This is a genomic window from Rhodococcus wratislaviensis (genome assembly GCF_041228765.1).
In the GTDB taxonomy this organism is placed as follows: Bacteria; Actinomycetota; Actinomycetes; order Mycobacteriales; family Mycobacteriaceae; genus Rhodococcus_F; species Rhodococcus_F wratislaviensis.
In genome coordinates, this window is record NZ_CP150489.1 from 352116 (window position 1) to 375793 (window position 23678).

At 63.5% G+C, this 23678-nt stretch carries 24 protein-coding genes; 5 read left to right on the top strand and 19 right to left on the bottom strand.

What is annotated here, in order from left to right:
• Positions 1-37 precede the first annotated feature (37 nt).
• Positions 38-970, bottom strand: coding sequence for a PaaX family transcriptional regulator C-terminal domain-containing protein (locus WKC72_RS40440; protein ID WP_370184831.1), 933 nt, complete (start codon positions 968-970; stop codon positions 38-40).
• A 169-nt stretch (positions 971-1139) separates the two neighbouring features.
• On the opposite strand from WKC72_RS40440, the gene WKC72_RS40445 reads away from it, so the two are divergent.
• The 5 genes from WKC72_RS40445 to WKC72_RS40465 are packed head-to-tail and all read left to right on the top strand — an operon-like array spanning position 1140 to position 7505.
• Positions 1140-2285, top strand: coding sequence for an ABC transporter ATP-binding protein (locus WKC72_RS40445; protein WP_370184833.1), 1146 nt, complete (start codon positions 1140-1142; stop codon positions 2283-2285).
• Positions 2282-4048 (top strand): ABC transporter permease, encoded by a 1767-nt coding sequence (locus tag WKC72_RS40450; protein WP_370184835.1) that lies wholly within the window; start codon positions 2282-2284, stop codon positions 4046-4048. The genes WKC72_RS40445 and WKC72_RS40450 overlap by 4 nt, the downstream gene beginning before the upstream one ends.
• 27 nt (positions 4049-4075) lie before the next feature.
• A complete protein-coding gene (locus WKC72_RS40455; RefSeq protein WP_370184837.1) occupies positions 4076-5101 on the top strand; it encodes an ABC transporter substrate-binding protein in 1026 nt (341 codons plus the stop codon).
• The gene (locus tag WKC72_RS40460; protein ID WP_370184839.1) at positions 5102-6313 is read left to right on the top strand and encodes a cytochrome P450; all 1212 of its coding nucleotides are present in this window, start codon (positions 5102-5104) and stop codon (positions 6311-6313) included.
• Between the two features lie 10 nt (positions 6314-6323).
• A complete protein-coding gene (locus WKC72_RS40465; protein ID WP_370184841.1) occupies positions 6324-7505 on the top strand; it encodes a cytochrome P450 in 1182 nt (393 codons plus the stop codon).
• 9 nt (positions 7506-7514) lie between these two features.
• Here WKC72_RS40465 and WKC72_RS40470 read toward each other — a convergent pair whose 3' ends face one another.
• The 18 genes from WKC72_RS40470 to styA form a co-directional block, all read right to left on the bottom strand.
• Positions 7515-8777: a lipase family protein gene (locus tag WKC72_RS40470; RefSeq protein ID WP_370184843.1), complete on the bottom strand. Its 1263-nt coding sequence runs from the start codon at positions 8775-8777 to the stop codon at positions 7515-7517.
• Between the two features lie 122 nt (positions 8778-8899).
• On the bottom strand, positions 8900-10171 hold the full coding sequence (locus tag WKC72_RS40475; protein WP_370184845.1) for a globin domain-containing protein: 1272 nt from the start codon (positions 10169-10171) through the stop codon (positions 8900-8902).
• A 256-nt stretch (positions 10172-10427) separates the two neighbouring features.
• On the bottom strand, positions 10428-10928 hold the full coding sequence (gene styC / locus WKC72_RS40480) for a styrene-oxide isomerase StyC (protein ID WP_231138025.1): 501 nt from the start codon (positions 10926-10928) through the stop codon (positions 10428-10430).
• 385 nt (positions 10929-11313) lie between these two features.
• Entirely contained in the window at positions 11314-12447 is a 1134-nt protein-coding gene (locus tag WKC72_RS40485; protein WP_370185540.1) for a nitric oxide synthase oxygenase, read from the bottom strand.
• A gap of 93 nt (positions 12448-12540) precedes the next feature.
• Positions 12541-12783 (bottom strand): hypothetical protein, encoded by a 243-nt coding sequence (locus tag WKC72_RS40490; protein ID WP_065493725.1) that lies wholly within the window; start codon positions 12781-12783, stop codon positions 12541-12543.
• Between the two features lie 112 nt (positions 12784-12895).
• Positions 12896-13420, bottom strand: coding sequence for a hypothetical protein (locus tag WKC72_RS40495; RefSeq protein ID WP_370184848.1), 525 nt, complete (start codon positions 13418-13420; stop codon positions 12896-12898).
• A 51-nt stretch (positions 13421-13471) separates the two neighbouring features.
• Entirely contained in the window at positions 13472-14119 is a 648-nt protein-coding gene (locus tag WKC72_RS40500) for a hypothetical protein (protein WP_370184850.1), read from the bottom strand.
• Complete coding sequence (locus WKC72_RS40505; RefSeq protein WP_370185543.1) at positions 14120-14824, bottom strand: hypothetical protein; 705 nt, start codon at positions 14822-14824, stop codon at positions 14120-14122.
• A gap of 47 nt (positions 14825-14871) precedes the next feature.
• The gene (locus tag WKC72_RS40510; RefSeq protein ID WP_370184852.1) at positions 14872-15405 is read right to left on the bottom strand and encodes a hypothetical protein; all 534 of its coding nucleotides are present in this window, start codon (positions 15403-15405) and stop codon (positions 14872-14874) included.
• A gap of 11 nt (positions 15406-15416) precedes the next feature.
• Positions 15417-16070, bottom strand: a complete 654-nt coding sequence (locus WKC72_RS40515) for a hypothetical protein (RefSeq protein ID WP_370184853.1) — start codon at positions 16068-16070, stop codon at positions 15417-15419.
• Complete coding sequence (locus WKC72_RS40520) at positions 16067-16519, bottom strand: hypothetical protein (protein ID WP_064080099.1); 453 nt, start codon at positions 16517-16519, stop codon at positions 16067-16069. The genes WKC72_RS40515 and WKC72_RS40520 overlap by 4 nt, the downstream gene beginning before the upstream one ends.
• A gap of 123 nt (positions 16520-16642) precedes the next feature.
• Positions 16643-17056: a hypothetical protein gene (locus WKC72_RS40525; RefSeq protein WP_073359527.1), complete on the bottom strand. Its 414-nt coding sequence runs from the start codon at positions 17054-17056 to the stop codon at positions 16643-16645.
• A gap of 453 nt (positions 17057-17509) precedes the next feature.
• Positions 17510-18295: a multidrug ABC transporter permease gene (locus WKC72_RS40530; protein ID WP_370184856.1), complete on the bottom strand. Its 786-nt coding sequence runs from the start codon at positions 18293-18295 to the stop codon at positions 17510-17512.
• Complete coding sequence (locus WKC72_RS40535; RefSeq protein WP_370184857.1) at positions 18292-19239, bottom strand: ABC transporter ATP-binding protein; 948 nt, start codon at positions 19237-19239, stop codon at positions 18292-18294. Before WKC72_RS40535 ends, WKC72_RS40530 begins: the two co-directional genes overlap by 4 nt.
• Before the next feature lie 80 nt (positions 19240-19319).
• Complete coding sequence (styD, locus tag WKC72_RS40540; protein WP_370184859.1) at positions 19320-20810, bottom strand: phenylacetaldehyde dehydrogenase StyD; 1491 nt, start codon at positions 20808-20810, stop codon at positions 19320-19322.
• Positions 20811-20886: 76 nt separating this feature from the next.
• On the bottom strand, positions 20887-21393 hold the full coding sequence (styC, locus tag WKC72_RS40545; RefSeq protein WP_065493735.1) for a styrene-oxide isomerase StyC: 507 nt from the start codon (positions 21391-21393) through the stop codon (positions 20887-20889).
• Between the two features lie 66 nt (positions 21394-21459).
• Positions 21460-21993, bottom strand: a complete 534-nt coding sequence (gene styB / locus WKC72_RS40550; RefSeq protein ID WP_370184861.1) for a styrene monooxygenase NADH-dependent flavin reductase subunit StyB — start codon at positions 21991-21993, stop codon at positions 21460-21462.
• Entirely contained in the window at positions 21990-23270 is a 1281-nt protein-coding gene (styA, locus tag WKC72_RS40555) for a styrene monooxygenase subunit StyA (RefSeq protein WP_370184863.1), read from the bottom strand. The genes styB and styA overlap by 4 nt, the downstream gene beginning before the upstream one ends.
• Positions 23271-23678: the final 408 nt, after the last annotated feature.

Sequence of the window (23678 nt, forward strand, 5' to 3'; positions counted from 1 at the left end):
GATCGTCTATAGAATGCGATGCATTGGGCGTTTTGCGTCAATCACGCCAGGTGCTGGTGCGCGTCCCGATGATGTGCGCCGACACATGCTGCCCGTAGTCCGGGGCGTTGCGATCCAGCACGTCCCGTACCCGGCGCATCGCGACCGGAGCGAGTGAGTCGTAGAGGCGGACGAACACGGCTTGGGCCTCCGACCGCGGCCAGTCCTCCGGAAGTAGATCCAGTGGCAGATCGGGGTCGATCCGCGGAAACGATCGCCACACATTGACGAGCTCGGTCCGAAGTACCAGCGCCGAGGCCGGGTCGAGGCTGGCCTCGTCGAGTCCTCCGAGCAGTGGTTCGGCACCGTCGAGAAACTCCCGGTACAAGCTCTCGATCACGGTGAGGTCCCAGGCGTCGGTCGGGTTACCGTGGCCCAGTCCGATGCCGTCGATCTTTCCCTCGAAGAGCGAGGCGGAATCGATGCCCAGCTTGGTGATCAGTGCCGCCGCATCCCGGGCCGCCGGCCTCGGGGTAATCCACAGGCCATCGTAGAGTGGGGCGAAACCCAACCAGGACAGCCCTTTGCGGAGTTGTTGTCGCAGCGCCCGCTGTTGCTCGGGAACCGAGAAGCCGACGCAGGTCCACTGGTCCGGGCCCTCACGTCGGACCTGATCGAAGTCGGCGATTCGCCGCAGTCCCGACGCCAGGCGGACTCTTGCTTGCTCGGACAGGCGGTAGAACGTTCGCCGACCTTCCTTGACCACGACGAGGCGCCCCTCTTTGGTCAGCCGGCTCAACAGCGTGCGACAGCCTGATTCGGACACACCGAAATCGCACATCAGATCCACCAGGACACCGGACGGTGCAAGCGCCCCCTCTGTCAACCAGTAGTCGGCCATCAAGGTGACCAGCATCTGTCGGGCACGTGTCCCGTCGGCGGTGCGGACTCGCATGTGCTCGAGAAAGTGGTGCTGACCTGGGCTGACCATGCGACTCCTTCGGAGGGGGTTGTTGTGAATCTAGCGTAGACCCACAAATTAACCGAAAAACATTGACGATCGTCACAAATACGCCGACAATAATCGGGCAGTGACGCCGATCTCATCCTGCCGGGCAGGGAAGGGTCGAACTCCAGGCGCGAACTGGGAAAGAGGAAGCATGAATCACTCCGTGGCCATCGAAAATCTGTCGAAACGGTTCCGACGCCGAGACGGCGCCGTTGTCAGTGCGATAGACAACGCCACCATCCACATCGACCGCGGCGAGTTCATCGTCCTTCTCGGACCGAGCGGATGCGGCAAGACCACCCTTCTGCGCTCGGTAGCGGGGCTCGAGACCCCCGACTCGGGAACAATCCAGGTAAACGGCCACACCGTGTTCAATAGCGCAGAAGGAATCTGCGTACCGCCCGAACGACGCCAGTTGAGCATGATGTTCCAGTCCTACGCGCTCTGGCCACACATGACGGCCCGCAAGAACGTCCAGTACCCCCTCGAGAATCAGCGCATTCGACGCCCTTCCCGCGCAGCGATGAAGGACAAGGTCGACGCTGCGCTGACCCTGGTGGGTATCGGTGACCTCGGCGACCAATACCCCGCCCAGCTCAGCGGTGGACAACAGCAGCGGGTCGCGCTTGCCCGCGCGCTCGTCAACGATTCCGATGTCGTGCTGTTCGATGAACCGTTGTCCAATGTCGACGCCAAAGTTCGTGAGCAACTACGTATCGAACTGCTCGCCACCCAGCGTCGGCTCGGATTCACCGCCCTGTTCGTCACCCATGACCAGGCCGAGGCCATGGAACTCGCGACCCGAATAGCCGTGCTCGACAAGGGAAGAGTGCAGCAGCTCGGTACACCCGCGGAGATCTACAGCCGCCCGTCGACCGAATACGTCGCGAAATTCATCGGGAACACCAACGAGCTGCCCGGGCGCCGGGTCACAGGTGGCGCCGCCGCCGTGTATGCGACCGAGGCCGGGGCGGTACACACCGGCCCGGCATCCGGCTCACCCGAGCAGGCGACCCTGCTCTGGCGACCAGAAGCCGGTCGCCTCTTTCACGAACAGCCAACCCACATGAACGGGTTCAAGGGCCGGATCGTCGCATCCTTGTTCATGGGAACACACACCGAATACATCATTCGGTCCGCTGAGGTGCGATCCAGGGTCTGGACGAGCCAACACGGAGGCTTCCAGGTCGACGACACAGTCTGGATCGGAATCCGACCTGAAGACGTCATGGTCTTCCCGAACACCTCGAGTACCTCCAACACCGACACACGCGAACTCGAGACGGCCGCCTCGTGACGACCACAGACACTCTCCCGCCCACAGACAACGCGCCGGCACAGAACCCGCGTCTGCGCAAACTCAAAACGCCCACCAGCTTCAACCTCGTCGCTCTCCTCATCGCCACGGCGTTGATCGTCATCGTGTGCGTTCCGCTGATGAACGTCGTGGTGGACATGTTCTGGCAGAACGGCGCTCTCAGCTTCGGGGCCATTCGACGCACCTTGGCGATTCCCGATCTCGGAAAATTGATCCTGAACACGGTCGTTGTCGTCGTCGCCAGCAGTCTGATGGCGGTCATCATCGGCACTCTCATCGCGTGGGCCAACGAACGCACCGACGCCCGCATGGGAATTCTCAACGACGTACTGCCGTACCTGCCGTTCCTGCTGCCTCCCATCGCCGGAGCGGTCGGGTGGACGATGCTCCTCTCACCCAAGGCCGGACTGATCAACGCATGGCTACGGGATGGCCTCGAGCTAGTCGGGATTCACCTCGACAGCGGACCGTTCGATATCAACACCTGGTACGGACTGATCATGGTCTACACCATCTACGCAGTGCCCTACGTTTACATGAACGTCTCCGCGGCGATGACCACGTTCGACTCCAGTCTCGAAGAAGCCTCGCGACTGAGCGGCGCCAGCTACCTCACTACCTTGCGCCGCGTGACCATTCCCGCCCTCGCTCCTTCGATCGGTGCCGGTTTCCTGCTCTGCACATGGTTCGGTTTTGGCATGTTCTCGATCGCCGCCATCATCGGAACTCCCGCGCATATCGACGTCATCGCGGTGCGCATCGTGCAATTACTGACCTTCTCCTACCCCCCGGAAGAAGATCTCGCACTCGGATTAAGCGCAATTGTGATGGTGTTCGTCGGGATCTCGTACTTCGTCCAGTACAGAATTCTCAAGACCTCACGCTTCAGCAGTATGAGCGGCAAGAGTTCCACCCACAAAATCACTCGCCTGGGCAGATGGCGCCCCGTCGTCCGCGGAGTCGTTCTGCTCTACGTCACCCTGTCGACCGTACTGCCGATGGCCGGACTATTTCTCGTAGCCCTCAACGGTTACTGGACCCCCAAGATCAAATGGGACTCGCTGGGCTTCGAGGCCTTCCACACCGCGTTGTTCGCCGATCCCAAGACACAGCAGGCGTTCACCAACAGCCTCGGACTGGGCCTCGTCGGCGGGCTGATCGGCATCTCGGCTGCCGCAATCGTGTCCATCTACATCGCCCAGCGCCGCACTCGCTCGACGCAAATCCTGGACGCAGCCATCAAACTTCCCTCCTCGATCTCCCACATGGTCATCGCCGTGGGAATCCTGCTCCTCCTCGGCGGCCCGCCCTTCCACCTCGGCGGCACCTGGCTGATCCTGCTACTGGGATACCTGGCGATATATCTCCCGCAGGCCTCCATCGCCTCCGACGCGGCAGTCGCCGTCGTCGGCCGCGAACTTGCCGAGGCCTCCAGGGTCAGCGGCGGCCGGGACTGGAAAACGTTCCTACGCATCTACGCACCCCTCATGCTGCCCGGACTGGTTGGTGGATGGGCGCTGCTGTTCATCCGCATCGTCGGTGACCTCACGGCTTCGGCGATCCTGTCCGGGACCAACAATGTCGTCCTCGGCTTTCGGATCCTCGAAGTCTTCAATGGGGGCTCGTACGCCACACTCGCCGCCCTGTCTGCCGTCCTTGTCCTGGTGACCGGAACAGTTTTGCTGCTGGTGATCTGGACATCGAAACGATTCGGTGTCGCCAAATCTCGATCTACTCACTGATCCTCAACTCGTGAACAGGGAACGACCATGAAGAAACTCACTCTCCTCGCGCTCGCATGTGCAACCTCCGTGCTGGCCGCCTGCGGCGGAGGCGGCACCGAGTCCGCAAGCGGGGGCACCGCAGCCAATCTCGACGCAGAAACCCAAGCCCTGATCGCCGAGGCGAAGAACGCCGGGCCGGTCACCTTCTACAGCATGCTCGATGAAAGTACCTTGCGCGTGATCTCCGAAGACTTCAGCAAGAACTACGGAGTCCGCGTCGAACCGGTCCGATTGGTGACCGCCGATCTCGTCCAGCGCTACTCGGCCGAAGCCTCATCGGGCAAGAGCGCCGCCGACATCATGTTGCTGACCGATTCCGGCTTCGTCGCCGATGCCCTTGCCAAGGACTGGATCACCCCGATCGCTCAACAAGACCTGCCGCCGGCCGCCGACACCTTCCCTAAGGACTACCTCACCCACGACGGGTCCGCTGCGGTGGTCTCCCTCATTCCCAGCGAGATGGTGATCAACTCCGACGAGACATCGGACACTCCGTCGGATTGGACGGCGTACGCCGATTCCCAGTTCAAAGGCAAGCTGATGCTGACGAAGCCGGACTCCTCACCCGCCAACATCGCGTTCTGGAGTCTGATGAAACAGCAGTACGGCGACGACTTCCTCGAGCAGATTGCAGCCAACCAGCCACAGTTCATGAACAGCGCTGTGCCGTTGACACAGGGAATTGCGGCCGGTGAAGCGCAAGTCGGCTTCCCCGGAGTCGCCGCGATCGTCAACAACCTGACCAAACAAGGCGCGCCCGTGCAATTGGTAAACCTGGCCCCGACCACGGGTCCCGAGGCCACCCTCGCCCTGTCCAAGAACTCATCCAACCCTGCCGGCGCCAAGCTTCTCGCCAGCTACCTGATGTCGGAGGCCGGCAACAGACTGCTCAACGACGACTCCGACGGCATCTCACCGTACGACCCCGAGGGAACGAAGCGATTCACGCGGGTGGAAAACATCAAACTGGCCGACTCGGCTCAGATCAACGCACTACTGGGAGTCAACTAAGTGACCAACGAATCCGCCCCGACCAGCCGCTCACGACGAGACGACCACGACTTCGACCCTCAGGTATCCGAGACATTCGACACCGCGCACACTCAGTTCCGGGAACTGCGCAATCGCTGCCCCGTCGCCCGCAGCCAAGAATTCGGCGGCTTCTGGGCCATGCTGGGATACCCCGAACTGCTCGAGGTCATCACCGACATCTCCCGGTTCACCACCACCAAACAGAACGCGATCCCATCCTTCGCGTTCACCGGCGTCCGCCCACCGCTCCACCTGGATCCTCCCGAACACATGGCCTATCGACGAATCATCAACCAGTTCTTCACACCACCGAAAATGAGAGCCATCGAGCCGAAGGTCCGCCGCTGCTCGACCGAACTCCTCGACCCCCTCATCCACAAGGGAAAAGTCGATGTAGCACTCGAATACTCCCAGAAGCTTCCCGCGCATGTCTTCGCCGAGTTCTTCAATCTGTCAGTGGAATTGAGCTCCGAGATCAAGCGGATCAGCGGAACCTACGTCGACGCCATCCAGGTCCTCGATCACGACACCGTCCGCCGACTGAGCCGCGAACTGTACGACGTCGCCCAGGCCATCATCGACGACCGCGCGAGCGGATTCTACAGTCCCGATGAAGACCTCACCGCAGCCCTGCTCGACGGCACCCACGAAGGTGAACCCCTCCCACCCGCGATGATCCTGGGATGCGTCAGGCAACTCATCGTGACAGGGATGGTCGCACCCAGCGTCTTCATCGGCAACATGTTCGTCCATCTCGGCCGCGATACCGAACTTCAGTCCTTCCTCCGTGCCACCCCCGACAAGATTCCCGCCGCGGTCGAAGAATTCCTCCGTCTGTACAACCCGTACCGCGGCATGGCACGCACTGCCCGCGACACCACCACGGTCGGTGGCCAAGAAATTCTGCAAGACGACCCGATAGCGCTGGTGTACACGGCCGCCAACCGGGACCCCCGCGTGTTCGAACGCCCCGACGAGTTCATCCTCGACCGTTCCAACATCAAAGACCACATCAGCTTCGGCAGAGGAACCCACAGCTGCCCCGGTGCCCCACTTGCGCGCATCATGCTCACAGTCACTCTCGAAGAAGCCCTCTCCCGCGCCGAATTCCTCCTCACCGACTCACCTGGCATGGCCATGTGGGCGGAGTGGGGCACCCGCTCGGTTCCGCTGGAATTCATCGGACTCTAAGGAACCAATCATGAGAACCACGACGGACGATTTCAGCATTGCGGGCAACGACGATCCCGACCACGTATTCAAGGTGTATCAGGATCTGCAAGCTCACTGTCCCGTCGCACACACCTCCGACTACGGCGGATACTGGGCTCTGACACGCTACGAGGACGTACGCGACGCCGCGGTAGACGCGGATCTTTTCATCTCCTCCGTGAAGGCCGTAGTGCCCAGCGATCCCCGCGGGATCCGACGACCACCCCTGAACTTCGACGCACCCAAGCACACTCCATTCCGACGTGCACTTCTCCGGACCCTGTCCACCACCAGGGTCGAACAGATCGTCCAGGCCCTTCGCCCCCGCGCCGCCGCCCTGTTCGCCGACTTCGTCGATGGCGAGGACCAGGACATCGCGCGATCTTTCGGAACTCTACTTCCCGCGTACGCCGCAGCAACGTGGCTGAACCTCGACGAGCAGCGTGTCGAATGGCTTGCCACAACAGCGACAGACTGGGTCGACGCATGGCGCAACCAGGACTCTCAGCAGGTCACCCGATTCAGCGAGGAGATGTACCGGGTCGCGCGCTGGCTGGTCGACGACCGAACCAGCAACCCCCGGGATATCGTATCCGACCCTGCAAGCTCGCTGTTGAGCGAACGCGTCGACGGTCAACCCCTCGAGTCCGACCTCGTCATCGGCGCGATCCGCCAATCGCTGGTTGTGGGCATGGTGGCACCACCTCTGCTCATCGGCTCCATGGCCAAACACCTCGCCACCGAACCCGCACTGCAGGAACAACTCCGTTCCAACCGCCAAATCCGACCATCGGCGGCAGAGGAATACATCCGACTCTTCACGCCTTATCGCGGGTTCGCCCGGACAGTCAGCCGCGAGACGACGATCCGGGGCAGAACCATCACACCCACCGAGCCCATCACCCTGACCTACGCGGCAGCCAATCGTGACCCGGCCATCTTCGACAATCCGCACGAGTTCGTGCTCGACAGAGACAACATCGCCCAACACCTCGGCTTCGGAATCGGCAGGCATCAGTGCGTCGGAATGCACCTGGCCCGCGGGATCATCAGCGTCGGCCTCGACGCCATCCTCGACGGCTCCACAACGATCACGCTAGTCAGCGATCCGGTACCTACCCGGATGCCGGAACTTGGATACCAGGCAGTCCGGATAAACGCGAAGTCCTAGCTATCCCCGTCAGCACGTGCTCGGTGCAGGGTCGCCCCGGAATCGGGCGTCCATCCAGTCCAGTCCGGGCACGAGACCGAGCACCGCCGCCGACAGGTGGTCCGGACTGGGCGTGAGCAACGACTGCACCGCGACACCGGCGTCGCAGTAGCGTTCGAGGGTGCGGTCGACCGAGTCGACGGGAATCAGGGCGTCCGTGGGGCTGTGCCATTCGAAGAGGGGCACGGACGGAACTCCCGGATAGAGCTCGAGGCTGTTCTCCTCCATCACCTTCCAGGCTTCGGGATCATCCATGAAATTCCGGTTATCGGTCATCTCGGCGGCGCTGCGCCCGAGACCCCAGAACATGATCTCGTTGGTGCAACCATTGCCGATCATCTGCCGCATCCAGCGACCGTTGTTGTTGAGCTGTCCGGTGACGTTGACGCGGTCGGGGTACTCCCGCTCGAGGCCGAACGCGGCAGCCATGGCGAGGCCGAAGGCCGGGTGTGGATTGGCCCCCAGCGCTTCGCCCATCTTGACGAGATTCATCGGAGCGCCGCCGGCGGCGGCCCCGACGATGTTCAGCTCCGGCGCGTAGGTCGGAGCCAGCGCCGCCGCCCACGCCGTCGCCATCCCGCCCCCGGAATATCCGCCCAAGCCGACGTTGCTGTACTGCACCTGTAGTTCGGGTACCTTTTGAACCGCCCGGATGCCGTCGAGGGTGACCTGGCCACCCAGCTTCGCGGCGCCGTACGCCATCCTCGGTCCCAGGTGGTCGGGCAACGCCACCGCCCACCCGCGCGCGAGCGCGATATTCAGCCCGGCTGCCTCACGGATCTGGTGCATCGGGTCATCGGTGTACAACTCGCTGGCGATCTTGCACTTCTGCCCCAGCGAATTGATGATGTGCTGATACGACACCAGAGGGCCGTCGGGGACGTGATTTGGCGGCAGAACGAAGGTGGTGTTTGCCGCGATCGGCAGTCCCCGAGAATCTGTGGTGCGAAAGAGTAACTCCCACACCGCGCTACCGGGGAAGTAGTAGGACGGCGGGAGCTGCCGGATCTTCAACACGTCACCGGGCAGGTGCGACGCCAGATCCTGGGGCGCGGCATAGAACGGGTCGGGGTCGGGAACCAAGGAGGCGACGTCGGGAGTCAGTTCCAACTGTGGCACCGGAAACGGTACTGCGGGGGAAACCGGGTCCGCGCCGGACTCACCTGCCCCGGCCAGTGCCAGGGCAAGGCACACGACGGCGCCGCCCATAGTCCGACGCACAAGAGAACCCATGAACTACTCCGTATCTCGAATGATGAAAAATTTGGTTGAGCGATACCTGTGCGGCATTCTTTCCGCGCAATGCGTGCAGCTAGGCGCTGCGGTGTACTCAGTACAGGGGGTCGTGGTGGATGTCATCTGAATCGACACCCGCGGCCATCAGCCGGTATTTGGTGGTGCGGACCATGGTGCTTTTTTTTTTTTTTTTTTTTTTTTTTTTTTTTTTTTTTTTTTTTTTTTTTTTTTTTTTTTTTTTTTTTTTTTTTTTTTTTTTTTTTTTTTTTTTTTTTTTTTTTTTTTTTTTTTTTTTTTTTTTTTTTTTTTTTTGGCGAGCCGACGACCTGAATGTCGTGGTCGGTCCAGTCCGCGTACTCGGCGACGACGCGCCCGAGTTGCCCGGTGAGTCGGGCGTGCATTCCCGCCGGAATGTCTGATGTTCCTCTGAACCACCAAGGGTTTTGATTGTTCTCGCTGACTGGAACGACGGTCAACCAGGGACTTGTCCGCGACAGTGCCCACAAAAGGTCGAGGTCGTAGAGGTCATAGGGGTAGGTCCCACCGACGAACAGATGGGTCCGAGGATGTTCGGAGAGGCGAGGCATGTTCATCAGTTGCGCTCGCAACGGAGCTATTCCGGTTCCCTCGGCGATCATCAGCCGACTCCGCTCGGGGTTCTGCCACACTCCGAGCCCGCCGAGCGGGGAACCGAGCAACCAGGTGTCGCCGACGCGGGTTTCTCCAATGATCGCCGGGCTCACCCAGCCACCGGATACCCGGCGGACATGAAATTCGACCATGCGGTCGGGACCGGGTGGGGTGGCGAACGAAAGGTAACGCCACATTCGTGGACGGCCTGGTACCTGCACGCTGACGTACTGGCCGGGTGCGTACGGCATGGGCTGGTCGAGTTCGAGCCGGACGACGGCGAGGTCATCGAGGACGCGGCGGTGGTCGAGTACCGTGCCCACCCAGGTCGGCGGTCCAGGCTCGCCGCGCGCGGCTTCCGTCATGGTGGTGACGATCAACGCGACCGCACTGTGCCAGGCGTGTGCGGTCTCATCGGTCCACAGTTCAGGTCCGGCCAGGCCCGCCAGTGCGGTGACCAGCGCTTCCCCCACTGCCTGATAGTGGTCATCGGTGATGTCGTACTTGCGGTGGTCACGTCCGAGCTGCGCGAGCAACGGCAGAACGGTCTCCGGTGTGTCGAGCCGCTCGACGACATACCCGACAGCTCGCATGAGCCGGTCGCGTTGTAAGTCCATGGCCGCCGGAAAGTACTGGCGGATCTCGGGATGCGCGGCGAACAGGACGGCATAGAAGGATCGTGCGAATGCGTTCTCGCCCCCGTGAGTCGCACCAATGGATTTGAAGCTCGATTTGACCAGTGAAGTCGTCAGGGGATCCACGACAATCGTTGCCTTTGTCTTGATCGATGCTGAGAACGGTGATCCGGTGACGATTCCACTGCGGTGGTTTCGGGTTCGGGGGTCCTCGGAGGGTCAGGGAGGGCTGGCGTCGGGTTTCGCCCGCCGGACCAGTGTGTTTACGCGGGCACAGGAGCCGTGGGCGCCACCCGGTTCGGGCGGCGCCCACAGAAGTGCTACGTTCGAGCTGGGCTGAACTCGAGACTCCTGCGACCTGGGTGGTCGCGGTTGCGGCGTCTCAGATCTTTTCGAGGATCTTGTTCGTCGCCGTGTTGTTCTTAAGGGCCTTCCATCCGATGATCGGCATCGCGATGGTGACGAGGACGCCGAAGACGTAAGCGGGCAGCAGTCCGATGGTCGAGAAGATGTTCTGCTTGCCGTGCTTGTTCGGGCCGAAGCTCAGCGACCGGTTCTCGGTGAAGTTCGACGCGAAGTAGAACAGCACGTTGGCCCAACCGTCGGCGACGACGATCCAGCCGAGGCGTTTCGCGGTCTTGGCGGGCAGCCCGGTGTGGGGCATGACCGATGCTGCCGCGATGACCATCATGCCGTTCAGTGCCGGGCCGGTGTGCGCGCGAGCCCATCCCTCGTCGGTTCCCGGTACATCGAACTTGACGATCTTACCGGGACGAACCTCCCACCCTCCGAGGAGCTTTGCCCACAGAACGAGCCCCGCGATCAGTGTGGAGAAGATCATCAAGATGCCGTGCCCGGCCATCTTTCTCTGCAGGGTTTCCATTACTTCCACCTCCATTTTCGTGGTGTCCGGATCCGGACGTACGAGGTCTGTTCTTCCCCGGGGTGACACGTCGCCCACCCCGACGGGTTCGGCGGTGCCGCCGACTCGGCAGGGAATGCCCGGCGGATGTATCGCGCCCAAGGCGTCGCCTGCTGGCCGGTGCGACTTGCGTTCGGTCACGGTATCGGCGCTCTCTAGATGACGAAGTCGTGAGTTGCAGCCCTTGGAAGCGACGCTAGTAGCCGCCGCGGCCATATAGCGCCGATCGCGAGAATCGGCACGGCGCCGACACGATCTCCAGTGCCAACGAGCGCGGTGCCTGCGCTCGGCCGGGTTCGCTCCTGTCGGCCGCCGGCACCGGGGTGTACGCGCGGTTGCACCGTAATCACTCCGTTCCGGAGGCTGGGCACCCGACGCCGGGTGGTCGGGCGAGGAAGTTGGGTCGTACCGTCGGATCGGGCCGGTCGAAGAGCCGGTGATAGGTGGGGGTCAGGCCGGCTGACATCGGCGGGTTGATCCAGGACCAGTCGGTCGGACAGAGGCGCCCCTCGCGGGCTTCGCGTTCGACATGGTCGATGAACTGGCGGGCCACGGTGTGGTGGTCGACCATGATGACCTTGGCGGTACGGAAGCTGTGGATGACGGCGCGGTTGAGCTCGACCAGTGCCCGGTCTCTCCACAGGGTGCGGGCCGAACTTGTGTCGAGTCCGAGTTCGGCGGCGACGGCGGGGAGCATGTTGTAGCGGTCTTCGTCGCAGAGGTTCCGGGCACCGATTTCGGTGTTGACGTACCAGCCACTGAACGGCGCGCACGGGTAGATCACTCCGCCGATGGACAGGTCCATGTTCGAGACAGCCGGAACGGCGTGCCATTTCAGGTCCAGTTCGCCGAACCAGGGATAGTCGGGGTGGGTGATGTCGACTTCCAGCACGAGTTCGGGGGGCACCGGAAACTGGCGAAGTGGTTCCTCCGGGGTGGAGACCAGCAGAGGGAGGACGTCGAAGGCCGTCCCGGATCCGCGCCAACCGAGCTCGAGTGCTGTCTCGGTGATCTCCAGATGGGCGGGGTCGCCGAGGATGCTGCCGTCGGTTTGCCGGTATCCGGCGTAGCGGATCAGTTGCGGACTGTGGATTCGGTACTCGCGACCGTCTGCTCGGGGCGGCGGTCCGACCGTGATGACCGATTGCAGTGCCCCGCCGTTGGTCGCGATGCGCAGGTGCTTCCAACACGCGGCAGCGATGTCCTCCGCGGTGGTTGCGTGTCGGGCGTCGAGCAACTTCAGTGTCCGCCAGTGCCGTCGGCCCACACATCGAGCATGGTTGCGCCACGCGACCTTCGCGCCGATCAGCAACTCCTCGGCGGTATGGGTGTACGTTCCGGTCGCATACAACTCGTAGAGCGCCTGCCGCAATCGCGTGGCCGGAAGATGCGACAGTTCGGGCATCGCGAAGAACTCCCGACATTCCCGAAGACGCCGCTCGAACCCACCGTGGTGGGTACCGGGCTCGGCATCGACCATTCTCGCTGCGAACACCATGATGATTTCTCCTGTGCCGAGTCCGTCCCTCCAGCCGCTGTATCCGCCAGAGGTGGACAGCGGACTGTCCGATGGTCAGAGTCCGAACGGGTGGGTCCTGCGGCGGCGAGCGGAACTGGTGACCTTCTCGGAGCAGTACGCACGGAGGTACTGCTTGGCGGGGAACTCGAGTTCGCTGCGGCTGTCGACCACGGTGAGGACACGACGGTAGAACATCTCCGGGGTGAGACCGAACTCGGGAAAGATGTGTTCGTCGCCGCCGCCGTAGTTGCACCACCTCAGGGTGTGCTCGAGCAGGGCCTGGTCGTAGGGATCCATGTCGTTCTCCGTCGTACTTCGGATGGTTGATACATGAGGTGCTCCGCACGAGGTGCGGTCTCGCTCGTGCTCCTCCGACAAGCACGAGCGAGATTCCGTCGCTATCGCCCGGTTACTCCCCGATGACGGGAAGGATCAGCGCGATCCGCAGTTTCGAGTCGATTTCCTGGCCGAGGGCGAGGGACTGATCCAGCAGCGGACCCAGAGTCTGTACCTTGCCGTCGGCGTCGGCGAGGGTCTGCACGATCTGTTCTGCCGGCACGGCGGCGGCGTTGGCCTGATCCGTCGCAGCGGCACCGGCGTCGATGATGCCGCCCAGAGGGGCGTCGGCGGCTGTCAGGGCGTCACCGAGCGCCTGCAGTTGCGTGCCGAGGTCGCCGAGAGTGTGGTCGGCGCGGGTGAGGGAATCGAGGACTCCCACCACCTCGGGCAGACCCTGGTTGATGGCGGCATTGGCGGGAGGAAGCTCTTTCGCACCCGCCAACGCGTCGTTGGTGGTCTTGTCGACCGTTTGCGCCTGTACCACACCGTCTTTGAAGATGTCGTTGGTGATGGCGAGGTCCCTTGTGACGATCAAGATGCCACACAGGAGCGCGATGGTGAAGGCTGCGGCGATTGCCCAGGAGAGCCGAAACATCGTCTGTGTTCTGCCTTTCACTCGTGTGCGGCCGGGTGGCCGCGGCGAGCGTTACGGGGTGGGAGTGGGTGCGACACCGAGTGCTGGAAGGTTGAGGGAGTTGACCGGAGGTCCGACTACTGCGAGCACCGGGCCCAACTCCTGGACGTGGCGTGCTTCCTCCTCCACGTTCGCCAGGGTCGCGGCGATGGCGGTGGCCTTCGGCCCGAGGGTGCTCAGAGTGCCTCCGACCGTGATCAAACCATCGTTGACGGCCTCGAGTTGGGTGGTCACCGACCCGACAGCCGTGGACAGTCCCGCAACGGTGGGACCGGCCTGATTAGCGCGACCGGTCACGTTCGCGACCAGATCCGGAAGGGGACCGGCGATCGTGCTGACATCGCCGGTGGAGGAATTGAGCGTCTTCGCCTGCCCGGTCAGTTCGCCGGCCTTGTCGGTGAGACCCTCGAGGTCGTCGGCCAACGGGCCCAGGGTCTGGATGTCTCCGGAGAGCTGGGCGTGCTTGGGAACGAGGATGCCGGTGAGGGTGTCGAACTGGCCGGCGGAGTCGATGACCTCGAGGCTGAGCTGAGACGGCCGACCGAGAGGGTCGACGACATCGTCGAGACCGGGAAGGAACCCGTTGACCGCGCACAGCAGCACCGCCGGTGCCACGCCGAGACCGAGGACAACCCCGAACCATGCCTTCTTGGTGATCATTCAGTTGCCTCCGGGTGCAGGAATGATGGCGTCTTGGGCGGGAATGAGCGCCAGCTTGTTGGTTGTGCGGGTGAGCTCACCGTTGAGCTGGTTGACCAGGTCGATGGCCGTGGTGAGCTCGTTGTTGACGGCGGAGACCGTGGTGTTGGCGTCCGCGGAGATCTGGTGCAGAGACGCCGCCGACCCCTGCAGGGTGGTGGCGACACCTTCGAGCTGCCCGGCGATCGCGGTGTCACCCTGCCCGGCGGCAAGCAACGCCCGCGCGTCCGGCAACAGCGCCGCAAGGTGGTCGACATCGGCCGCGGTGGCGGTGTTGAGATCCGCCAGCACCCCGGCGAGTTCGTCGAGTTGCTTGCGGGCGGTCGCCGGCGCGGTCAAGTCAGCGCGGTCGGCGAAGTAACCGTTGGTGGTCCGGAAGTTGTCCACGATGGTGCGGGCACTGTCCTGAACGAGCTGGCCTTTGTGGATGGCCATGAGGACCAAGGCGAACAGGATCAGTGCCAGGACCGCGGCCAGTCGCCCCATCCATTCGGTGGCCACAGTGAAACCATTCGAGGCCGCTGCGGCGGTCACTGGTACATCCGGGCGTTGTGGTATCACGCCCTTGCGGTACGGCAGCGCTGATGCGGGAACATCGAAACGCTGGAATCGGGCCAGGCCGCGGCGTGGATATGCCTCGTCCGGCAGGTCGGTGCCCATCTTCATGTCACGTCCAGTCATCGATCGGTTGTCGGTTCAAAGGGGAAGGTCGATCAGCCCGGCAGCGGCAGCATCTGGTTGATCGTCTGCGCCGCAGCGACCGACCCTTGCAGGTCACTGACCAGGCCCTGCACGACCACCAACAGCTGCTGTCCCTGATCGCCGAAGGCGCGGGCGGATTCCACCAGCGGTAACACGGTGTTCTGAACCTCGCCGAGGATGCCCTGAATGTTCGTCAACTGCTCATTGGTCAGCTGCGCCCCTTCGGTGTTACTGGCCAGCATCTGCGCGGCCGGGGAGATCGCCTCGTCCAGCTTCACCAGCAACGGGCCCAGCGCCGCCGTGGCGTCGAGGGCGGTCTGCGCGGTGTGGGTGAGCTCGGTCAGCTGCTGCAGCTGGTTGGTCAGCCGGTCGTTCACGTCGACAATCGCCGAGGATGCGGTGATGCTGGTCTCGTTGGCCCGCTGCTGGTTGTCGAGTCGGGTGTTGAGGTTGAACACCACGAACGCGAGCAGGCCGAGCACGCCTACCGCGACAACCGACAGCACCAATCGGGCCGGGCCGCCGCGGCGTCCGAAGAAAATCACGGGTACATCTCCTACTTTCCGGACAAATCGTTGGCGGACTCTTCCGCGGACAGACGGGCGCTGTGGACCTTCTCGGCGGTCGATCGGGCGTCGGCGAGGATCGCATCCAAGGTGGCCCGGTTACCGGTGACGGCCGCAGTGGCACCATCGGCCGCGGGCTGCAGCGAATTGATGTGCGCGGTCAAGGTATCGAGGGAAGCGACCAGGTCGGTCACGTTCGCACCGGCCTGATTCAGGGTCGCCTGGACGTCGCCGCTGATCTGCCCGGTCAAGGTGTTCAATTCCGCGGTCACCGCCGCGTCGGTGCTCAGCACACTGGCCAGCGAGGTCTTCATCTTCTCGAGCGAATCGAACGCGGCGAGAGTGACCTTCTCGTGCTCGACGATCTGATCCAGGGCCGGGTTGTAATTGCCTGCCGAGACCACGGCCTGATCGAGCCGGTACGGCGTTGCCGTCAGATCGTAGATACGTGGATACAGGTATAACGCGCCGATCGGGATCAACGCGAGCACGAGCAGCCCGCGGGCGATGTTCATCTTCGCCGACGCCCGCGGCGGGTCCGGTTCGAATGCCTCGGGGTCACCGACATAGGGCAATTCGATGACGTCGGTGCGATCGTCGAGGGCGTGACTTGACGGGCGCCCTCGGCCCGAGAGCGCGGTCATGCGTCGACGACCGAGACCAACGCGATCGTGCGTAGCGCTGTCACGGTGTGGGTCAGCAGTCCCTTGACGACGAGCTTGTGCTTGAGGATCTCCCCGAGAACGGACATACCGCGGCCGGTGAAGAATCCGACCGGCACCAGACCGCCGGCCTTCATCGGCAGCTGGGAGACGTCGAGGATCTGATCGACGGTCGCCATCACCGTGACGGCGGGTTTGCCGACGATGTCGTTGTAGACGACGGCCTCGTCACTGCCGAAGATGATGGTGCAGGCGGTCTCGGTGTCGGTGCTGTAGATCGATACCGGCCGGGAGATGCGACGCGCGAACTTCACGCGGGAGGGGAAGTTCTCGAGATTCTGCCCGAGCAGCATCCCGACAATACCGGCGACGCCGTTAGCGTCCTCGCCGTCGTACATCGTGACGGCGTAGCCCTTCTCGACGGTTGTCATGGGTCAAGGCCTTTCCAAGCATGGTGTTCGGTGAGGGTTCGGACCCGCGCGGGACTCGTTCCAGCGGAGGACATGAGTCCCGCGCGAGGGGCTAACTGGTGTGAGCGAATTGACGGAGGTCGATTACACGTCCCAGTCGGTGGGGATCTGTCCCCAGGTGCGCAGGAATGCGTTGAGGGCGCCGGCGTTCTCGATCGCCGCGGACATCGGTCCCTTGGCGAACTTGATCAGGCCCTTCATCAGGAGCTTTCCGCCCTCTTCCTCACCGGCGGCCGCGGTCTGCCAGGTCTGGAAGCTGCCGTTGATGACCAGCCACAGCTCGCTCTGGTCGAATACGCGCGGCGACCAGGAGACGACCTTGCCCTCCTTGAATTCGAGGTGGCTGGCGACGTCGTCGCGGCCGATCACGCCGAATTCCATCTTGTTGGTGAACGACGATGCGTCCTTGAATCCGGCGAGGACGTCGGGGTTGGCGTTGACAGCCTCGCGTGCGGCGTCGCACCACTCCTGCGAGAAGAACTTCAGCTTGTCGGTCATGTATCTCATCTCCTTTTCTGTTCGCCAGCTCGTGCATCGAGCCGGTCGCGATGTAGTTCGGGGTGGAGTCCGCGGTGGGATTCGGTGGTCTCCAAATCCCGGCGGTGCATCCGCAAGAAAATTTCGCGGAGGCGGTCAGCGGATTGAGCGGTACCTGTGCGGTGTTGCGGGGAACGAACGCAGTCCGCGACCCTCATCCGAGGCACTCAGGCCAACAACAGTCGCGGTGTAGAACACACACGTTCCGCTTTGTGACTGCACTCACATCTTGTGTCATTCAATGCAGTCAGGTCTTGTCATTCTGCGCTCAGATTGTGCGACGATTCCGAACACTCGCGTGGAACTCAGATCGCGCCTCTACCAGAATGAATGATGTCTTCCCCAATGCTTGTGTGGTGCGAGCTCGTCCCGTCAGAGGGGATCACGGTGAGGCTCAGCCCAGCACGAGAAGGTTCAGGAGAAAGAAAAGGTTCGTCGCGCCAAAGCTGTTGCAGCAGCAGCCCACACCGTCAGAACGATGAGGCTCGACAGTGCGAGGCCGCCGTCGTTCGCCTGGTGCAGCGCGTCGGCGAGGGCGCCGGCGGGAGTGAGTTCGACCAGGTTCTGCACGGTGGAAGAGGTACCGGGCAGCATCGACATCGAGCACAATCCCAGCTGCACGAACCAGAGGACATTAGCCAGCGCCAGAACGATTTCGGCACGTAGACTGCCGCCGAGTAACAACCCGAGCGCGGCGAAAGCAGCGGTGCCGACGATGATCACCGCGGCAGTGAGGAGCAATTCCAGTAGGTTCGGTCGCCAGCCGAGGACTGCCGCGATCGTGCCGAGCAGCAACGTTTGCAGGCTGACCACGACCACGACTGCGGCGCTCTTGCCGGTGATCATCGCCCATTTGGGGATGGCGTTGGCGCCGAGCCGCTTCAGGGCGCCGTAGCGGCGGTCGAAGCCGATGGCGATCGCTTGGCCGGTGAACCCGGTGGACATGATCGCCACCGCGAGAACGACGGGGAAAACCGTGTCGATGCGGGGGTCGGGCATAGCTCCGATCGGCAGAACAGTCAATCCGATCAGGAAGGTGACCGGCAGCATCATCGTCAACAGCTGTTGTTCACCGTTGCGGAGCAGCAATGTTGCTTCGAGTCGGGTCAGGGCGGCGAGCATGGCCGGAACGGTGTTTCGTCGCGGTGCGGGGGTGAAGGTGCCGGCGGTGAACATCGGGCCGGGGGAGAGGGTGCTCATCGGTAGCTCATCTCCCGCCCGGTCAGGTCGAGGAAATAGTCCTCGAGACTGCGTTGCTCGACCTGCAATTCGGTCATGAGCACGTTCATCGCAGCGCACCAGGTGGAGATGGTCGTCAACAGCTGCGGGCTCAGATGGCCTTCGATCAGGTAGGAGCCGGGGCTGGTTTCGTCGACCCGGTGGGTGCCCGCCAGAGTCGTCTGCAAGGTCGAAAGGTCCAGGCCCGGGAGCGCAGTGAAACGCACCTGCTGTTCGGCTCCGCGGCGGACCAGTTCGCCCGGGGATCCGGCGGCCACGATTCGTCCGTGGTCGAGGATGACGACCTCGTCGGCGAGAGCTTCCGCTTCGTCCATCAGATGGGTGGTGAGCACAACGGCGACACCGTCGCGACGAAGACTGTCGATCAACTCCCACACCACGTGGCGCGCCTGCGGATCGAGTCCGGCGGTGGGTTCGTCCAGGAAGACCAGTTCGGGCCGGCCGACGAGCGCACACGCCAGGGACAGGCGTTGTTGTTGGCCACCGGAGAGACGTTTGAACGGTGTGCGGGTGGCGTCGGCCAACCCGAGGGTGTGTAGCAGCCATTCCGGGTCGAGGGGGTTAAGGGCGCAGGCGGCGACGACCCGGAGCATCTCACCGGTGCGGGCCCCGGGGTAGCCACCGCCACCTTGGAGCATGACCCCGATGCGGGGACGGAGGGCATCGGCGTCGGTGCTCGGGTTCAACCCGAGTACGGAGATTTCCCCCTCGTCCGGCGCGGTGAATCCCTCGCACATCTCGATCGTGGTGGTTTTGCCCGCACCGTTGGGGCCGAGCAGGGCCAGGATCCGAGCGGGTGCGAGCTGCAAGTCCACCCCGCCCACCGCGGTGGTGTTCCCGAACCGCTTCACCACTCCCTTCAGCTGCAGACAGGGCTGGTCGGTGTGGGCGCGATAGGCGTTCATTGCTACTCCGGAGGGCAGAGGGAAATCGTGGGGGTCGGCTGGTTGACCGCTGCAGGGCAGGGGTCAACCAGCCGATCGGACTAGAGGACGATCGTGACGACCTTTTCCTCGGTGTTGGCGAGGATGCCGGCATAGCCGAGTTCCCGGCCGATGCCGGAGGTCTTCATGCCGCCCCAGGGCAGTGCCGGGTCGATGGCGGCCCAGCCGTTGACCCACACCGCACCGGCACGCACCTGGCGGGCCAGGGTGTGCGCACGGGAGACGTCGCGGGTCCAGATGCTGGCTGCGAGACCGTACTGGGTGTCGTTGGCCAGGCGGATCGCCTCTTCCGGATCGTCGAACGCGATGACGGTGCCGACGGGACCGAAGATCTCTTCCCGCGCGATGGTCATGTCGTTGTTGGCGTCGGCGAAGATCGTCGGCCGCACGAAGTACCCGGAGTGATCGGGTCGGGTGCCCCCGGCGGCGACGCGGGCACCTTCCTTCTTGCCCTGTTCGATGTAGCTCAGGACGGTGTCCCGCTGCTTGGCACTGACCAGTGCACCGAGCGTGGTCGACGGATCGAACGGATCTCCGAGAACCTGCGCGTCGGCAGCCCCGCTGAGCGCGTCGACGACGTCGTTGTAGAGGGAGCGGTGCACGAACACGCGGGTGCCGGCGGCACAGACCTCGCCCTGGTTGAAGAACAACCCCATGGCGGTGCCCTGCACGGCGGCCTCGACGTCGGCGTCGTCGAGGATGATCTGGGGCGACTTGCCGCCGAGTTCGAGGGTGACGCGCTTGAACGTCGCCGCTGCCCGCTGCTGGATCAGGCGGCCGACCGCCGGGGAACCGGTGAAGCTGATCTTGTCGACGTCGGGATGCTCGACGAGCGCGTTGCCGGTGACGGCACCGTTACCGGGCACGATGCTGACCACGCCCGCGGGCAGGCCGGCTTCCTCGAAGATCTTCCCCAAATGCAGGATCGAGAGCGGGGCTTCTTCCGGCGGCTTGACGACCACGGTGTTGCCACAGGCCAAGGCTGGGGCGAGCTTCCAGGCGGCGATCATCAGCGGGGTGTTCCACGGGACGATCGCCCCGATGACCCCGACCGGTTCCCGGACGGTGAACGAGTGGGTCGGCTTGCCGAAGTACCCGGCGGTGGGGATCGAGGATCCGGTGATCTTGTCGGCCCAGCCGGCGAAGTGCCGGAAGGTGGCGGCCGCATTGGGGACGTCGAGCATCTTGGGCTGACCGACCGGCTTGCCGACGTCGAGCGCCTCGAGCGTGGCGAGGATGTCGATGTCGCGCTCGATCAGATCGGCGATCTTGTTCAGGATCTGTCCGCGCACGGCCCCAGGGGTCGCGCCCCACTGACCGCCCAGCTGAGCTCGGGCCGCGCGGACGGCGGCGTCTATGTCGTCGGGGGTTCCGGCCGACACCTCGGCCAGGACCTGTTCGGTGGCGGGATTGATGTTGGTGAAGACGCCGCCGTCGGAGGCCGGTTGCCAGTTGCCGTTGAGGAACAGTTGGGTGGGGGTCCCGGCAGGCAGCGGTGTGCCGACGCCGGGCAGGGTGTCTGCAGTGGTCATCGCGAGTTCTTTCTGGGTAGGTCGAGGGGCGGTGAAGCGGGACCCGAGTCGTCGAATCCGCTCGGTGAAGGTGATCTCAGGCATTTGCCGATTCGATGGCACGATCCTCGGCGTCGGTCTGCCGCAGGGCCTTGAACCCGATGATCGCCAGTGCACCGATCGCCAGGACACCGAAGACGTAGGCCGGTGCCAGAGCGAGGACGCCGAAGATGTTGGTCTCACCGAGGCGGTTCGAGCCGAAGCTCAGGCCGCGGCTGGGGGCGAAGTTGCTGAAGAAGTAGAAGCACACGTTGCCCCAGCCATCCAGCACGATGATGTACCCGAGCTTCTTGGCGGTCTTGAGTGGGAACGCCAGCTTCGGCAGGACCAGGCCGATGGCGATCACCATCATGCCGTTGAGTGCCGGCCCGACGTGGGCCTTCGCCCAGCCTTCGGCGGTTCCGGGGATGTTGAAGTTGATGATGTACCCCGGAACGATCTCGAAGCCGCCGACGAGGTTCATCCACAGGAACAACCCGAAGATCAGCGTGCTGAGGATCATCAGCACTCCGTGTCCGTAAATCTTCCGTTCGAGCGTTTTCATGGTTTCTCCGTGTATCTCAGGTTTGTGTGGGTAAATCGCGTCAGCGGCCGCCCGGGACTACTGACGTCAGCTCTCGCCCAGCGCCGGCTGGTGGTAGGTACTGGCGAAGAACATCAGCGGTGAACCGTCCTCGGATTCACACCGGGCCACCCGGGCCAGGAACAGGGTGTGGTCGTTGACGGTGATCGTGTCGATGACCTTGCATTCGAAGCGGGCGAGGCTGCCGAACAGAGTGGGCACGTTCTCGCCGGCGACGAACTGGGGACGCCAGTCGCTGTCGCGGGTGCCGCAGAAGTACCGGGAGTGCTCCTGCTGGGCCTTGCTCAGCACACTCACCCCGTACCAGCCACTCTTGCTGATCAGCTCGTGGGCGTAGCCGGGTTTGAGGGAGATCATCACCGTCGGCGGGTCGAGGCTGATCGAGGTGAAGCTGTTGATGGTGGCGCCGTGCACACCGCCCTCACCGTCCTGCATGGTCACTACCGCGATGCCGGTGGCGAACAGCGCAACCGAATTTCGGAACTGAGTCGAGTCGGCGGCGACCTCCACCGGCGCGGGAACAACCTCGGGCGCGGGGGGAGCCTCGGCCGCGCGGGTCATGACTGTGCTCCCGTCTGTGCGAAAGGGCGCTCGGTCTCCTCCGCGCCGGTCTCGTTCGCCTCGATCCAGGCGACCATGTTCTCCGGGCTCGAGAAGATGTCCCACTGCTTTTCGGGGTAGTTGAAGTTGTCGGTGAACCGGTCGGCGAGCTGGCGGTCCATCATCACGCGGCCGAGGAACTCGACGAAGTGGTTCGGCAACTCCTTGAGGTTGCTGAGCATGAAGTTGGTCCAGCGGGTGGCGCCGAGAACGCGGCCGGCCCGGCGTGCGTCGACACGCTCGCAGAACAGCTCGTCGTACACCTCGTTGCCGGCGATCTCCTCGCCGAGCACGTGAGCGGCGTACGAGGCCATGTTGCCGCCCTGGCCGAGGACCGGGTCGACGGTCGCGTGCGCGTCGCCGAGCAGAACGGCGAGCTTGCCGTTGTCGAGCTTGACGTGTCCGTGCCGGACCGTGGGAGTGACACCACCCTGGAGGATGTCGAGGTGGCTGTTCGCCACATCGAACTCCTTCTCGTCGAGGCGCTCGGCGGTGATCGGGTAGTGCTGCTTGAGCTTTTCGATCATCAGGTCGAGGAACGCCCGCGGGTCGTCCTCGTAGCGGGTGTGGGCGAGGACCTCGAGGTCGCTGCCGATGTGGTTCTCGAACACCAGGGCGGTGGCGTCACCGCTGAAGGTCACGGTCGGGATCTCGATCATTTCACCGGCGCCGGGGGAGATGCAGAAGGTCACGGCCCGGGTCTCGGCGGGCGCGATGCCCTTGAAGATTCCCACACACAGCTGACGCTGCGGCTCGGTGAACGGCGAGCTCTGCTCGTCACGAGCGAACAGGGTGCCGAGCCCGCCCTTGCCGGTGCCGATGACGACCAAGTCGTAGTCGTCGGACAGATCGGTGAGGTCGTCGACCCCGATGGGGCGGTATTCGATCTTCCCGCCTCGTTCTTCGAAGTCGCGCATCAGCTGCGGCTGCAGGATTCGGTAGTCCACCGCGCGGCTCGGCTTGGCCAGATCTCCGTAGGAACGGATCGGCATGCCGGGGATCCCGACGTAGTAGTAGTGGCCGAAGTAGCCGTCGTTGGGCCAGTGGTCGATCCCGAGCGCGTCCTCACGGTCGATGGTCACCGAGTGGTGCGCCACCGTGTTGAGCAGCCGGATGTTCGCGTACTCCTCGGGGCGGCGATCCGTGAAAATCGTTGCATCGATGCCCTTCTCGTTCAGGTACAGACCGAGGTGCAGGCCGGCGGTGCCGGCCCCGACGATGGCGATTCGCTTGCTCATGGAAGGTCTCCTCCTGCTGACGCGTCGGACGCGTCGGTGTGTGTGACACGGGATTTCTGGGTGAGTCGATAGCGCCTGTTTCATGCGCTCGAGGGTGGCTGCACCCGATTACTGTGGTCAGTTGTGACCCGCATCACGAGTATGTACACGTCCGCACCGCCCCGTCATGCACCAGGGCGCACGAATAATTGGAGAAAACCGCACACCGGCTTGCGTACACGCGCAACCCTCACCAAAACTCGGTAATCCGAGCCCTGTTCGTGCGGAGGAATGGCCGGTGCGTCGGCGATGTCCGGTGCGCCCGGACCGGTATGCCCGATCGCACCGCACTCGGGTATCTTGCCTCGGCGGCGGCACCAACCTGCCAAGATCTGGTGTGAAACCGCCGGTTTCGGTGTTTCGGTTGTG

What these genes read in the sequence shown, in the direction of transcription:
- styD (WP_370184859.1), bottom strand. Translation starts at nt 20,810, where the DNA reads ATGACCACTGCAGACACCCTGCCCGGCGTCGGCACACCGCTGCCTGCC.
- WKC72_RS40505 (WP_370185543.1), bottom strand. Translation starts at nt 14,824, where the DNA reads ATGAAGATGGGCACCGACCTGCCGGACGAGGCATATCCACGCCGCGGC.
- WKC72_RS40500 (WP_370184850.1), bottom strand. Translation starts at nt 14,119, where the DNA reads ATGATCACCAAGAAGGCATGGTTCGGGGTTGTCCTCGGTCTCGGCGTG.
- WKC72_RS40455 (WP_370184837.1), top strand. Translation starts at nt 4,076, where the DNA reads ATGAAGAAACTCACTCTCCTCGCGCTCGCATGTGCAACCTCCGTGCTG.
- WKC72_RS40535 (WP_370184857.1), bottom strand. Translation starts at nt 19,239, where the DNA reads ATGAACGCCTATCGCGCCCACACCGACCAGCCCTGTCTGCAGCTGAAG.
- WKC72_RS40530 (WP_370184856.1), bottom strand. Translation starts at nt 18,295, where the DNA reads ATGAGCACCCTCTCCCCCGGCCCGATGTTCACCGCCGGCACCTTCACC.
- WKC72_RS40445 (WP_370184833.1), top strand. Translation starts at nt 1,140, where the DNA reads ATGAATCACTCCGTGGCCATCGAAAATCTGTCGAAACGGTTCCGACGC.
- WKC72_RS40525 (WP_073359527.1), bottom strand. Translation starts at nt 17,056, where the DNA reads ATGACCGACAAGCTGAAGTTCTTCTCGCAGGAGTGGTGCGACGCCGCA.
- WKC72_RS40515 (WP_370184853.1), bottom strand. Translation starts at nt 16,070, where the DNA reads ATGACCGCGCTCTCGGGCCGAGGGCGCCCGTCAAGTCACGCCCTCGAC.
- WKC72_RS40440 (WP_370184831.1), bottom strand. Translation starts at nt 970, where the DNA reads ATGGTCAGCCCAGGTCAGCACCACTTTCTCGAGCACATGCGAGTCCGC.
- WKC72_RS40485 (WP_370185540.1), bottom strand. Translation starts at nt 12,447, where the DNA reads ATGGTCGATGCCGAGCCCGGTACCCACCACGGTGGGTTCGAGCGGCGT.
- WKC72_RS40495 (WP_370184848.1), bottom strand. Translation starts at nt 13,420, where the DNA reads ATGTTTCGGCTCTCCTGGGCAATCGCCGCAGCCTTCACCATCGCGCTC.
- WKC72_RS40470 (WP_370184843.1), bottom strand. Translation starts at nt 8,777, where the DNA reads ATGGGTTCTCTTGTGCGTCGGACTATGGGCGGCGCCGTCGTGTGCCTT.
- styB (WP_370184861.1), bottom strand. Translation starts at nt 21,993, where the DNA reads ATGACCCGCGCGGCCGAGGCTCCCCCCGCGCCCGAGGTTGTTCCCGCG.
- WKC72_RS40465 (WP_370184841.1), top strand. Translation starts at nt 6,324, where the DNA reads ATGAGAACCACGACGGACGATTTCAGCATTGCGGGCAACGACGATCCC.
- WKC72_RS40520 (WP_064080099.1), bottom strand. Translation starts at nt 16,519, where the DNA reads ATGACAACCGTCGAGAAGGGCTACGCCGTCACGATGTACGACGGCGAG.
- styA (WP_370184863.1), bottom strand. Translation starts at nt 23,270, where the DNA reads ATGAGCAAGCGAATCGCCATCGTCGGGGCCGGCACCGCCGGCCTGCAC.
- styC (WP_065493735.1), bottom strand. Translation starts at nt 21,393, where the DNA reads ATGAAAACGCTCGAACGGAAGATTTACGGACACGGAGTGCTGATGATC.
- WKC72_RS40490 (WP_065493725.1), bottom strand. Translation starts at nt 12,783, where the DNA reads ATGGATCCCTACGACCAGGCCCTGCTCGAGCACACCCTGAGGTGGTGC.
- styC (WP_231138025.1), bottom strand. Translation starts at nt 10,928, where the DNA reads ATGGAAACCCTGCAGAGAAAGATGGCCGGGCACGGCATCTTGATGATC.